Genomic DNA, 12692 nt, shown 5'->3' on the forward strand with positions numbered 1-12692 from the left:
ACACCTCCTGGGCATTCAACCTACGTTCAGCATGCAAAAAAGCTCCGTCGTCCTGTTTGTCGTTATCGCACTGGTCGCCGGCGGCGCGATCGGTTTCGTCGCGCCCCGTTATCTGGGCTCGTCAGCCGGTACGGCCACGCAGGCTGCGGCCGACGCGCCCAAGCCGCCCGTGGCGCGTCCCACCGCAGTGGAAGTCGCGACGGTCCGCCGCCAGCCCTTCGTGCGCGGGGTCAGCGCGGTCGGCAGCCTGCGGTCTGACGAATCGGTCACATTGCGGCCCGAAGTCGCCGGCCGCATCAGCGAAATCCGCTTTACCGAAGGCCAGCGCGTGCAACGCGGCCAGGTGCTGGTCAAGCTGGACGATTCGGTGCCACGTGCCGAATTTGAACAGGCACGCGCCAACTTTTCGCTGGCCAAAAGCAATTTCGACCGGTCGATGGAACTGCAGCAAAAGGGTTTCATCAGCAAGCAGGCGCGCGACGAAGCCGACAACGCCATGAAGGTGCAGCAGGCGGCCATGGTGCTGGCCCAGGTCAAGCTCGACAAAAGCGAAATCCGCGCACCGTTCAACGGCGTGATCGGTTTGCGCAGCGTGTCGGTGGGGGACTACGTGGGGGTGGGGCAGGACATGGTGCCGATCGAAGCCATCGACGCGCTCAAGGTGGACTTCCGGATGCCCGAACGTTACCTGCCGCAGATCCGCAATGGCCAGGCGCTGCGCATCATGGTCGACGCCGTCCCCGACAAGATCTTTACCGGTTCCGTCTATGCCATTAGTCCCCTGATTGACGCTGGCGGGCGCTCCGTCGTGATGCGCGCGCAGGTCCGCAACACCGCGGCGCAATTGCGCCCCGGCATGTTTGCGCGGGTCGAACTCCAGATGGGCGGCCAGTCCGAAGCGCTGCTGGTGCCCGAAGCGGCGCTGGTGCCGACAGGCGACAACCAGTTTGTCTTCCGGGTGGAAGAAGGCCGCGCGGTGCGTGTGCAGATCGAAGTGGGCGAGCGCCGTGATGGTCTCGTTGAGGTGATCCGCGGCATTGAAGACCAGGACGTCGTGGTCGTTGCCGGCACGCAAAAGATCCGTGACGGCGGTGCGGTCACCGTTGCCAGGCCCGGCCCCCGTCCTGCAGGAACGCGGTCATGAAGCTCTCTGAAGTCTGCATCAAGCGCCCTGTTTTTGCGACGGTGCTGTCGCTGCTGATCGTGCTGATCGGCGCGATTTCCTATTCGCGGCTGACCGTGCGCGAGTATCCGCAGATTGATGAACCGGTCGTCTCGGTCACCACCGTCTACAAAGGCGCGTCGGCTGAGGTGATCGAATCCCAGGTCACCAAGCCGCTGGAAGATTCGCTGTCGGGCATCGAAGGCGTGCAGATCATGAGCTCGGCCAGCCGGGCCGAACGCAGCAACATCAACGTCAAGTTTCGCCTGAACATTTCGCCCGATGCGGCCGCGGCCGACGTGCGCGACAAGGTGGCCCGGGTCCGTGGCCGCCTGCCCGACGAAGTGGACGAGCCCATCATCGCCAAGGTCGAAGCCGACTCGCAGCCCGTCATTCAGCTGGCGGTAGAAGCCGGCAGCCTGTCGAGCATGGAAGCGTCGGACTACATCAACCGCTTCATCAAGCCGCGGCTGTCGGTGCTGCCCGGCGCGGCCGAAGTGCGCGTGTATGGCGAGCGCCTGCCGGCCATGCGCGTCAATGTGGATCGCAGCAAGCTGGCCGCGTTCCGGCTGACCGTGCAGGAAGTCGAAGACGCCCTGCGCGCGCAGAACGTCGAGATCCCGTCGGGCCGCATCGAATCGCAGGCCCGCGAATTCTCGGTCGTGGCCGCGACCAATTTGCGCACGCCCGAAGAATTCCGCCGCGTCGTGATTGCCAACGTCAGCGGCTACAGCGTCACGATTGGCGATGTGGCCGATGTGCGGCTAGGCCCGGTGGACGAACGCGTCACGTCGCGCTTCAACGGGCAGCCGGCGCTGAACATCGGTGTCGTCAAACAGTCGACCGCCAACCCGCTCGACCTGTCGAAAGCGGTGCGCCAAGAGATTGAACGAATCAACGAATCGCTGCCCAGCGGCATGAAGCTGAACCTGGCGTACGACACGTCGGTGTTCATTGAAAAGTCGATCGAATCCGTCTTCCACACCATTGTCGAAGCCGTGATCCTGGTGGTGCTCGTCATCTTCTTTTTCCTGCGCAACTGGCGCGCCAGCCTGATCCCCATCGTCACCATTCCGGTGTCGCTGATCGGCGCGTGCACGCTCATGTTCGCCTTCGGTTTTTCCATTAACACCCTGACGCTGCTGGCCATGGTGCTGGCCATCGGGCTGGTGGTGGACGATGCCATCGTGGTGCTCGAAAACATCTTCCGGCACATCGAAGAAGGCAAGACCCGCATCCAGGCGGCGCTGCTCGGCGCCAAGGAAATCGGCTTTGCAGTCGTCGCCATGACGCTGACGCTGGTCACCGTGTACGCCCCGCTGGCCTTTGCCACGGGCCGCACCGGTCGCCTCTTCATCGAATTCGCGCTGGCGCTGGCGGGCGCCGTGCTGTTCTCGGGCTTCATTGCCCTGACGCTGACCCCCATGATGTGCTCGCTGCTGCTGCGGCACGAGACCAAACATGGCCGCCTGTACAACCTGGTCGAAGGTTGGCTCGAAGCCCTGAACCGCGGCTATCGCCGGCTGCTCGGGTTCTCGTTGCGGCACCGGCTGTGGGTGGTCGTGCTGGGCCTGGTGGTGGGCGGCGCCATGGTGCCGCTGTTCTCGGTTATCAAGAGCGAACTCGCGCCGGTCGAAGATCGCGGCATGATCTTTGGCCGCATCACGTCCCCCCAAGGGGCGACGGTGGGCTACACCACCAACTACCTGGAACGCATCGAACAGATCTACGCCGACATACCCGAAGCCGCGGCGCACCAGGCCGTGGCCGGCTTTCCGGTCGTGACCGACGGCAACGCCATCCTGCGGCTCAAGCCTTGGGACGAACGGACCAAGTCGCAGCAGCAGATCGCCCGCGAGCTGCAACCCAAGTTCGCCGCGCTGCCGGGCGTGCAGGCCTTCCCGCTCAACCCGCCGTCGCTGGGTCAATCGCAGCGGTCGTCACCGATCGAATTCGTGATCATGAGCCAGGTGTCGTACTCCGAACTGTCCGGCATCGTCGACGTCTTCCTGGCCGAACTCGCCAAGTATCCCGGCGTGCAGAACGTGCAGACCGACCTGCGCCTGAACACCCCGGAATTGCGTGTGCAGGTTGACCGCGCCAAGCTGGCCGACGTGGGCGTGGATGTGTCGCGCGTTGGCCGCACGCTGGAATCGATGCTGGGCGGCCGGCAGGTCACCCGCTACAAGGAAAGCGGCGAACAGTACGACGTGCTGGTGCAGGTCGTGCCGCGCGACCGCTCACGTCCCAATGATATTTCGGACATCTACGTGCGCGCCCGCAGCGGCGAAATGGTCCAGCTGGCCAATGTGCTGAACGTGCGAGAAGGCGTCTCGCCCCAAACGCTGAACCACTTCAACCGCCTGCGCTCCGTCACCATCTCGGCCGCGCCCGCACCCGGGTACTCGCTGGGCGAAGCGCTCAAGGAAATGAACACCATCGCGGCCCGCGTGCTGCCCCTGCAGGCCCAGACCGATCTGGACGGCCAGTCGCGCGAATTTCGCGATTCGGCCGGCAGCATCTACCTGGTCTTCGGCATGGCCATTGCCTTCATCTACCTGGTGCTGGCCGCGCAATTCGAAAGCTGGCGCAACCCCCTCATCATCATGCTGTCCGTGCCGCTCTCATTGACCGGCGCCTTGCTCGCGCTGTGGCTGACCGGGGGAACCTTATCGATCTACAGCCAGATCGGGCTGATCACCCTGGTCGGCCTGATCACCAAACACGGCATCCTGATCGTTGAATTCGCCAACCAGTTGCGCGACGAAGGCCATGCCCTGGTCGACGCCGTTGTCGACGCCAGCGTGATGCGCCTGCGCCCCATCCTGATGACGACCGGCGCCATGGTGCTCGGCGCCGTACCCCTGGCCCTCGCCACCGGCGCCGGCGCCGAATCGCGCGTGCAGATCGGCTGGGTGATCGTGGGCGGAATGAGCCTGGGCACGCTGCTGACCCTGTTCGTCGTGCCCTGCGTGTACACCTTGATCGCCGGCGCCCGGAACAAGCCCGTGCCGCTGGGGGTGGATAGCCACGCGCCCGAGCATGGCCGCACGCCGGGGCAGGTGGCGACGCCGGAGTCGGTGGGGTGATCCGCTACACTGCACCCTTGCTGTTTTTTACGAATACCCGGATCCCTATGCGTTACGTCGTCCTCGATACGGAAACCACCGGCCTCGACCCCCAGTCGGGCAATCGCGTCATCGAAATCGGTTGCGTCGAAATCTTCAATCGGCGTGTCACCCAGCGCAACTTCCACACCTACCTGAACCCCGAGCGCGACAGCGAGCCGGGTGCATTGGAAGTGCACGGCCTGACCACCGAATTCCTGGCCGACAAGCCGCGCTTCCATGACAAGGTCGACGAATTCCTGGACTTTATCCAGGGATCCACCGTCATCATCCACAACGCCGAATTCGACATCCGCTTCCTGAATGCCGAACTGGCACGCACGGACCGCCCGGGCTTTCGCACGCACTGCGTCGACGTCATCGACTCCCTGATGCACGCCCGCGAACTGCACCCCGGCAAACGCAACTCGCTGGACTCGCTGTGCGACCGCTACGGCATTTCCAACGCCCACCGCGTGCTGCACGGCGCATTGCTCGACTCGGAATTGCTGGCCGAAGTCTGGCTGGCCATGACGCGCGGCCAGGACAGCCTGGTCATCGACCTGGGCGACACCGGTGGCGTGGGCACCCTGGACCTGGGCGCCTTCGATCCGTCGGTGCTGCCGATTCCCGCGGTGCCCGCCGACGAACTCGCCGCCCACGCCGCCTACCTGGCCAGCCTGGACAAAGAGTCCAAGGGCCAGGCCGTGTGGCGCAAATGGGATAGCGTCGCCGAAGCCGCTTGATCGCGCTTGCTGCACGATTCAAAAACTGTGCTATATTCTTGGGCTGCCAGGACGTCTTTGTGTCCGGCACCAGGAAGTACCGACCACTTGGGTGGTTAGCTCAGCGGTAGAGCACTGCCTTCACACGGCAGGGGTCACAGGTTCAATCCCTGTACCACCCACCAGATTCCAGGAACCCGCAACGCTGCATGGCGTTGCGGGTTTTTTGTTTATTGGCCGACAGAAATTGCGCCTGCTAGCTCTTCATGCGCGTATTATCGATCTTTAAGTGGATAAAACTCGATTTAACGATCATGAAAGTGGCGCAAGCGGCATTGCTATCCTCGGACTTGGCGGCCCAGGCAGAAGAAATCGGCCAGAAATTTGCCCGGCTGCGTCGCGCCCGCCAGGTCAAGCAGGCGGATGCGGCGCTGCGCGCGGGGTTGTCCCGCAATACCGCGTATCGCATTGAAAAAGGCGATCCAGGCTTGGCCATGGGCCAGATACTTCGTTATCTGGACGCCATTTCGCCCGGGGCCCGCCTTGAAAGCCTGCTGCTGGAGACGGACCCTGCGCTCAAGACATTGGTGTCCCGCGAGGCGACCCAAAGGGTGCGTGGGTTGACCGCTGCTGAACTCGACGAACTGGATTTCTGACGTCGATGGCCAGGAACCGCAAACTGATGGTCTTTGCGCATCTTGATGAAGCCTGGGCGCCTTGCGGCCAACTTTCGATGACCGAAGAAGGCTCGGACCTGTTGGCGTCAAGCTTTGCGTATGGGACGCGCTATGTCGCTCGCAGCAATGCGATCGAGGTCGATCCCGTCAGCCTTCCCCTTCGTCATAGAGAGTCGCCGCAAGGCACGCTGCTGTTTCCGGCCAACGCGCTCGTCGCATTCGGCGGGATTCGTGACGCAGCCCCCGACGCCTGGGGAAGGCGCGTTATCGAAGCGAAGCATCGCCAGCCTGCCAATAGCCTGCCCGAATCGACCTATCTGCTGGAGGCAGGCTCGGAGCGTGTTGGCGCGCTCGATGTTCGCGAGTCGATCGCATCCCAACCGTCACCGGCTGTCAGCAACACCCACCAGCTAGCCTATCTGTTGGAAGCCGCCGAGCGAATCGAACAAGGTCTGCCTGTCCCGAGCGCGCTGGAAATGATCTTTGACCACGGTAGCGGTCTGGGTGGCGCGCGCCCGAAAGCGACGGTGAGGGATGCGGCCGGCCATCTGGCGCTGGCCAAATTCCCCAGCGCCGGTGATCCATTCGATATCCCGGCGATCGAGTCGGCATCGTTGCTCCTTGCACGGCAGGTGGGTCTCGTCGTGCCCGATGTCGGCACAAGCCTCGTGGGTAATCGTCGCGTGATGATGATCCGGCGCTTTGATCGATATTGGCTGGAACAAGGCCAGGTGCCAGAACCTGCGACGTCCCTGTCACTTGACCCCGGGCCTGGCAGGACAGAACGGCGCAGGGCGTTCGTCAGTGGACTGACGATGGTCGGATGCGACGAAACGGAATCCCGGCAAAAGAACTACTCGGATCTTGCGCAAGCTATCCGGCGGCATTGCCATCCTTCCGTCATTCGCGCAAATAACGAAGAACTCTACATGCGCATGGTGTTCAATATCTTCGTCACCAACGACGACGATCATCTGCGCAATCATGGCTTTTTGTGGGACCCGCGCATCAAGGGTTGGCGACTGAGCCCGCTGTATGACGTGCTGCCCAGGCCGACCCACGCGCACGAGCGGCAGCTCCATCTGGGTGTCGGGCCACAAGGACGGCATGCCTCCATTGACAATGCGATCGCAGGCTGCGGCGTCTTTACCCTTGGCGCAAGACGCGCTGGCGAGCTTGTGGCGAAAGTCTGGAGCGAGGTCCGGGAGTGGAAGGTGCATTTCGAACGCTTCGGCGTATCACCCCAGGATATCGAACGCATCAGTCCCGCCTTCCGGCATATAGACGATGTCACCACGCGAGCGACCCGCCTGATCTTGGAATGACAAGAATGGAATGTGATCCACGCCGCTTTACGCAACGTCCTTTTTTCCAGACTCACCCCATGCCACGTATTCGATCCATCTTCTCGCTTGTTATCGCCGTCACGCTGCTGGCCGGCTGCACCCTCAGCCGCAACGCCATGCCACCCGACAGCGGCGCGACGCCATTGCCTGACGTCGCCACGCCCGCGCTGCCGCCCGCGGTTCGTATCGACCGGGTCGACGACGCGCGGCGCTTCGAGCCGCGCACCAAACTGGCCACCACGCCTTCGCTGACTGATGACGAGGCCGCCAATCCGGCTGTTCGCGCGCGGGCCTTTGCGCAGAAGCGCGACAGCAATGGCCGGCCGCTGGGCAGCGTGTTGCTGCCGGCCGGGCAGTCGGTGGCAAAGTTGACGGAAGCAACGATCCTGAAGGTGCTGCAGGACGCCGGCTACCGGGTCGTCAAGGCGGGAGACGCGGACTATGCGCGCGCGGTTCCGGTCACGGCGCGGATAGACCGGCTGTGGGCGTGGACGGAATCGGGGTTCTGGCAGGTGGAGCTGCAGGCGAGCTATGACGTGACCGTGTCGGCGGCACTGCCGGGCTTGCAGCAGGGGCCGCGTTTTGTGGGCAACACGCGGGCGACCATGCAGTTCCCGACGGCCAGCGATTGGAACGCTGCCGTGACGCGGTTGCAGACGGATCTGGCGACGCAGATGCGGGCGGTGGTGGGCAAGGCGCCCTGAACGTCAAGGCCGGCCCGCGCGGCGCTGCCTGAAAAAACAAGCCGTCAACCCGCATGGAACAACGGCAGCCGGCAATGAACGGGCCGACTACGTCGGATCGATGCGCTGCTGCGCCAGCGGGATCACATGCGACGTATCTGCGTGAATGGATAGCATCGCCGCCTACCGCCTACCGCCTACCGCCGCCCGCTCGCCGGCGCGGCGTCGTTATCCCGCCCCGGGTTCACCTTCGCGTTGTCCATGCTTTCCTGATCCAGTTCTTCGCGAATCTCCATCAGGTCGGCGCGCGCTTCGTTCACGTCCAGGATCCGTTGCGTGCCCCATGCCGCGGCGACCAGCACCAGCAGCCACGCCGCGATGCGCACGGGGCGGGGGGTGTTGCGCACGGCGCCGAGCACCAGGCCGACCACGGCGCCCGCCAGCAGGCCGCCGATGTGGCAGGCGTTGTCGGTGCCGTTGGTCTGCCAGCCATACACCACGTTGATGCCGACCAGCACGGCCAGTTCCACGGCGCTGAAGGGCAGGGCGAGGGGTTCGCGGCTGGCGTTTTTCAACAGCTTGAGCATGATGGCCGCGGCGGCCAGGCCCATGACGGCGCCTGACGCTCCCGCGCTGACCACCAGGTAGATGGTGGGCGTGGCGTTGCTCAGGTCGGCGGCGGCCTGGGGGCGGGCGTTCCACAGGGCGCTGACCAGGCTGCCGCCCAGGCCCGACAGGAAGTACACGAGCAGGTAATTGAGCTTGCCGAAGTTGCGCTCGGCGATCGACCCCAGGAACAGCAGGCTGATCATGTTCAGGGCCAGGTGCAGCACGCCGATGTGCAGGAACATGCTGGCCAGCAGGCGCCAGCTTTCGCCGGTCAGGGTCAGGGCGGCAATGTTGGCGCCCCAGCGGCCGAGGTCGTCGAGTTCCGGGTTGGTGGGGCTGATGCCCGTGGCGACCTGATACAGGAAGAGGCCCAGGTTGACCAGGATGAGCACCCCGGTGATCGGGGCAATGCGGCGCAGGAAGGTCGGCATGTCGATGGGTGTGTGGAGCGGGTCCGGCAGTCTAAGGGGCCCTATTGTCGCCCGGTCGAGCGTAACCCGGGCGCGACAGGCGGGCCATGATGCCATGACTTGCCTGCGCGGCCCGGTCGGGTCGGCCGGATGGGGGAGTCATCGTGCAGGCGCCGATCACGCCGGATCGGCCGCCACGCGGGCCGGGACGCCCCGGTCCTGGGCCAGGCGCTCGCGCGCCAGCACACGGAAGTCGGTAGGGGAATACTGCGTCTGGCGCGTGAAGAAACGCGAGAAATAGCCGGGATCGGAAAAGCCCAGTGCGATCGCGATCTCCTTGATGCTGAGCGACGAATACGCCAGGTCCCGTTTGGCCTCCATGACCAGGCGGTTATGGACGACTTCAAGCGCGGATTGCCCCAGCGCGTCGCGGCATACCCGGTTCAGCTGGGTGGGCGTGATGCCGAGATGTTCCGCGTAATAGCCAATATCGCGCTGCTCGCGGAAACATTGGTTCAGCATGGCCTTGAAACTTTGCACGTGCTGCACGGCGCGGGACGGCCGGACGCCCAGTTCCTGCGCGGCGCGCACGCCGACTTCGCGGGCCAGCATGACCAGCACCAGGCGCAGCAGGGTTTCCAGCGCCACCAGCCGCCAGGGCCCGGGTGTGTCGAACTCTTCCAGCAGGTGTTCCAGCGACCGCGCGGCGGGCGAAGGCTGGCCGGCGGGCCAATGCAGCACCTGCGCGCTGCCGAAGCAGCCCACCAGTTCGGGGGTGGGCGCCAGCAGGTGTTCCATGTGCTGCGTCACCACTGTCACCACTGACCCGTCGACATTGCTGGAAAAACGGAAGCCATGCGCAAAGAACGCGGGCACCACCAGCATGCAGGGCCCGTTGACATGAAATTCGCGCGCATCGAAATGGATGTCGGCCGACCCGCTGCGGATGTACAGAATTTGCATGAAGAGTTCATGCCGGTGCGGCTTGATCTCCCAGTCGTAATGGCGGCTGCGCATCGGTATCGACTCGCAGTGAAGGCTGTCGGGGACCAGCGACTGCGTGTGTTCGCCGTACAGCGCATAGGTGGGCACAGTGCTGGTCATGGCGGCGGCCGGTTGCGGACGATGTTCGGATTATCCATCCGAATGTCGGCAAAATCTATTCTCGCGGTGATGCTCGGCTATTAAGATCGCCGAAATAACGAATCCAGGAGACAGGCCATGCGCGTCCAAGTAGCCATTATCGGATCCGGCCCCGCCGGATTGTTCCTCGGCCAGATCCTGTCGAGGGCGGGCATCCACACGGTGATCATCGAACAGCGCAGCAAGGACTACGTCCTGGGCCGTATCCGCGCCGGCGTGCTGGAACAGGGCACGGTCGACCTGCTGAACGAGATCGGCGTCAACCAGCGCATGAATGCCGAGGGCATGTATCACGACGGCATCGAACTCTGCTTTAACGGCGCGCGCCACCGCATCGACCTGAAGGCGCTGAGCGGCGGCAAGCGGGTGATGGTGTACGGCCAGACCGAAGTCACCCACGATCTGATGGACGCACGCGAAGCCGCCGGCTACGAGACAGTGTACGAGGCGCAGAACGTCAGCGTGCATGACTTCGATACCGATCATCCCAAGGTCCGCTACATGAAAGACGGCGTGGCGCACGAAGTCGAGTGCGACGTGATCGCCGGCTGCGATGGCTTTCACGGCGTCTGCCGGGCCAGCGTGCCGCAAGACGCGGTGCAGACCTATGAACGGGTGTACCCCTTTGGCTGGCTGGGCATCCTGTCGGACACGCCCCCCGTATCGGACGAGCTGATCTACTCCAACCACGAACGCGGCTTTGCCCTGTGCAGCATGCGGTCGGCCACGCGCAGCCGGTACTACGTGCAGTGTTCGCTGGACGACAAGGTCGAGCAGTGGTCCGACGAGGCCTTCTGGAACGAACTGCGGTTGCGGCTGGATGACGAGGCGGCCGAACGCCTGGTGACGGGGCCGTCGATCGAAAAAAGCATTGCCCCGCTGCGCAGCTTCGTGGCTGAACCGATGCGGTTCGGCCGGCTGTTCCTGGCGGGTGACGCCGCGCACATCGTGCCGCCGACGGGCGCCAAGGGCCTGAACCTGGCCGTGGCCGACGTGCGCTACCTGTCGCAGGCCCTGCTGCAGTTCTTTGATGGCGATGCGCATGGCATCGACACCTATTCGCAGAAGTGCCTGCAGCGCGTATGGAAAGCCGAGCGCTTTTCGTGGTGGATGACGTCGTTGATGCACAAGTTTCCCGAAAACGGCGCCTTCGGCCACAAGATCCAGCAGGCCGAACTGGCCTATCTGATCGGGTCGGAAGCGGCATCGACCTCGCTGGCGGAAAACTATGTGGGGCTGCCGTTCGAGGCGTGATGCCTTTGTGCAACGCCGGGCCGGCATAAAACAGGGACAATCGACACCGTTGGCCGATCGCCACATGCGGGTGTGCGCGGTCATGCCCTTGTCACTGCTTGAACGCACCCTGTCGCTTTGCCGGCACTGGCGGAACCACCATGAAAAAAACATTCGAACGCCGTGCCGTCGCGGCCGTCCTTGCATGCTGCTGCGCCGCGCCGGTCTGGGCGCAAGAGGGCAGTGCGCCCACGGGGTCGACCCAGGTCGCGTCCGATGCCTTGGCGCCAGCCGTTGACGGGTCCGCGTTCAGCGACGCTGCCCCGGCCGACTCGGGCCTGATCCCCGAAGACGAACGCTACGCCCTGCATGGGCAGTCCACCTATGTGTGGCAGCGCAAGCCCTCGTTCGCCTCGCCGTACGAAGGCGAAAACAGTCTGCAAGGCAAGAAGGCCAAAAGCTATTCCTTCACGGCCACCGTCGACCTGGGCCTGCGCCTGTGGGAAGGCGCGGAATTCCATGTGAATGGTGAAGGTGCGCGCGGCCAGGCGTTCTCGGGCTTGCATGGCCTGGGCGGCCTGACCAATGGCGAGCTGGCCAAGACGGCCGGCGCCGACATGGTCTATTACCGCGCGCGCACGTTCCTGCGGCAGACCTGGGGCCTGGGCGGCGGGCGCGAAGCGGTCGAAGGCGACATGAACCAGCTGACCGGCGGACAGGACAAACGCCGCGTGGTGCTGACCGTGGGCACCGTGTCCATGCTCGACATTTTCGATTCGCTGGAATCGGCGCACGACCCGCGCACGCAGTTCCTGAACTGGTCCTTCCTGACGCATGGCAGCTTCGACTATGCCGCTGACTCGCGCGGCTACACCAGTGGCGCGGCGCTGGAATACATCGATGACGGCTGGGCCGTGCGCGCCGGCCGCTTCATGATGCCGAAGGAATCGAACGGCCTGCCGCTGGATACCCGGTTGGGCAAGCACTACGGCGACCAGATCGAATTTGAAAAGCAGTACCAGGCGGGAAACCGGCCCGGCACGGCACGCATCATCGGCTTTCGCAACAAGACGCGCATGGCCGATTTTGGTGAAGCCATTGCCGCCGGCCGCGCGGCAGGGACCGCCCCCGAGCTGGACAACGTGCGCCGCGAACACGCCAAGGTCGGCGTCGGCATCGGCTTCGATCAGTCGGTCACGGACGACGTCAACGCCTTCATGCGGGCCAGCTGGTCCGACGGAAAGACAGAGACCTATGCATTCACCGAGATCGACCGCGCCGTCTCCGCCGGCGTAGTCGTGAAGGGCACCCAGTGGTCACGGCCCTACGACACCGTGGGCGCGGCCGTGGCGGTCAATGCGCTGAGCCGCACGCATCGCGGCTATCTGGCGGCGGGCGGCATCGGTCCTTTCCTGGGTGACGGCGCGCTGAACTATGGCGTCGAACAGATTGCCGAGACCTACTACAGCTGGCGGCCCTTCAAGTACTTCTGGCTGACGGGCGATGCGCAGTACATCCGCAACCCCGGCTACAACCGCGACCGCGGTCCGGCCAAGGTATTTTCGGTGCGGCTGCATACGCAGTTCTGAGGGCCGGT

10 protein-coding genes and 1 tRNA gene are annotated in these 12692 nt (G+C 64.3%); 9 read left to right on the top strand and 2 right to left on the bottom strand.

Features of this window, described 5'->3' with window-relative positions:
* Positions 1-31 precede the first annotated feature (31 nt).
* From HD883_RS21740 to HD883_RS21770, 7 genes are all read left to right on the top strand, one after another.
* Entirely contained in the window at positions 32-1144 is a 1113-nt protein-coding gene (locus tag HD883_RS21740) for an efflux RND transporter periplasmic adaptor subunit (RefSeq protein ID WP_179589079.1), read from the top strand.
* Positions 1141-4251 carry an efflux RND transporter permease subunit gene (locus HD883_RS21745; RefSeq protein ID WP_179589080.1) on the top strand — a complete coding sequence of 1037 codons (3111 nt, stop codon included), beginning with the start codon at positions 1141-1143 and terminating at the stop codon, positions 4249-4251. The genes HD883_RS21740 and HD883_RS21745 overlap by 4 nt, the downstream gene beginning before the upstream one ends.
* A 47-nt stretch (positions 4252-4298) precedes the next feature.
* Entirely contained in the window at positions 4299-5015 is a 717-nt protein-coding gene (gene dnaQ / locus HD883_RS21750) for a DNA polymerase III subunit epsilon (protein WP_179589081.1), read from the top strand.
* 89 nt (positions 5016-5104) lie between these two features.
* Positions 5105-5179, top strand: a tRNA-Val gene (locus tag HD883_RS21755).
* Positions 5180-5260: 81 nt separating this feature from the next.
* A complete protein-coding gene (locus HD883_RS21760) occupies positions 5261-5650 on the top strand; it encodes a helix-turn-helix domain-containing protein (protein ID WP_257022587.1) in 390 nt (129 codons plus the stop codon).
* A gap of 26 nt (positions 5651-5676) precedes the next feature.
* Positions 5677-6996, top strand: a complete 1320-nt coding sequence (locus HD883_RS21765; RefSeq protein WP_257022588.1) for a type II toxin-antitoxin system HipA family toxin — start codon at positions 5677-5679, stop codon at positions 6994-6996.
* Positions 6997-7055: 59 nt separating this feature from the next.
* Positions 7056-7721, top strand: a complete 666-nt coding sequence (locus tag HD883_RS21770) for a hypothetical protein (protein WP_179589083.1) — start codon at positions 7056-7058, stop codon at positions 7719-7721.
* A 176-nt stretch (positions 7722-7897) separates the two neighbouring features.
* On the opposite strand, the gene HD883_RS21775 is transcribed toward HD883_RS21770, so the two are convergent.
* Positions 7898-8740, bottom strand: a complete 843-nt coding sequence (locus tag HD883_RS21775) for a rhomboid family intramembrane serine protease (RefSeq protein WP_179589084.1) — start codon at positions 8738-8740, stop codon at positions 7898-7900.
* A gap of 156 nt (positions 8741-8896) precedes the next feature.
* Positions 8897-9823 carry a helix-turn-helix domain-containing protein gene (locus HD883_RS21780; protein ID WP_179589085.1) on the bottom strand — a complete coding sequence of 309 codons (927 nt, stop codon included), beginning with the start codon at positions 9821-9823 and terminating at the stop codon, positions 8897-8899.
* Positions 9824-9940: 117 nt separating this feature from the next.
* Here HD883_RS21780 and pobA point away from each other — a divergent pair, with 117 nt between their 5' ends.
* A complete protein-coding gene (pobA, locus tag HD883_RS21785; protein WP_179589086.1) occupies positions 9941-11116 on the top strand; it encodes a 4-hydroxybenzoate 3-monooxygenase in 1176 nt (391 codons plus the stop codon).
* A gap of 140 nt (positions 11117-11256) precedes the next feature.
* Positions 11257-12684 (top strand): carbohydrate porin, encoded by a 1428-nt coding sequence (locus tag HD883_RS21790; RefSeq protein WP_179589087.1) that lies wholly within the window; start codon positions 11257-11259, stop codon positions 12682-12684.
* Positions 12685-12692 lie beyond the last annotated feature (8 nt).

The sequence above is a fragment of the Pigmentiphaga litoralis genome (genome assembly GCF_013408655.1).
GTDB classification, from domain to species: domain Bacteria; phylum Pseudomonadota; class Gammaproteobacteria; order Burkholderiales; family Burkholderiaceae_B; genus Pigmentiphaga; species Pigmentiphaga litoralis_A.

Coding starts and splice junctions, on each gene's coding strand:
- HD883_RS21740 (WP_179589079.1), top strand. CDS start 32: ATGCAAAAAAGCTCCGTCGTCCTGTTTGTCGTTATCGCACTGGTCGCC.
- HD883_RS21745 (WP_179589080.1), top strand. CDS start 1,141: ATGAAGCTCTCTGAAGTCTGCATCAAGCGCCCTGTTTTTGCGACGGTG.
- dnaQ (WP_179589081.1), top strand. CDS start 4,299: ATGCGTTACGTCGTCCTCGATACGGAAACCACCGGCCTCGACCCCCAG.
- HD883_RS21760 (WP_257022587.1), top strand. CDS start 5,261: ATGCGCGTATTATCGATCTTTAAGTGGATAAAACTCGATTTAACGATC.
- HD883_RS21765 (WP_257022588.1), top strand. CDS start 5,677: ATGGTCTTTGCGCATCTTGATGAAGCCTGGGCGCCTTGCGGCCAACTT.
- HD883_RS21770 (WP_179589083.1), top strand. CDS start 7,056: ATGCCACGTATTCGATCCATCTTCTCGCTTGTTATCGCCGTCACGCTG.
- HD883_RS21775 (WP_179589084.1), bottom strand. CDS start 8,740: ATGCCGACCTTCCTGCGCCGCATTGCCCCGATCACCGGGGTGCTCATC.
- HD883_RS21780 (WP_179589085.1), bottom strand. CDS start 9,823: ATGACCAGCACTGTGCCCACCTATGCGCTGTACGGCGAACACACGCAG.
- pobA (WP_179589086.1), top strand. CDS start 9,941: ATGCGCGTCCAAGTAGCCATTATCGGATCCGGCCCCGCCGGATTGTTC.
- HD883_RS21790 (WP_179589087.1), top strand. CDS start 11,257: ATGAAAAAAACATTCGAACGCCGTGCCGTCGCGGCCGTCCTTGCATGC.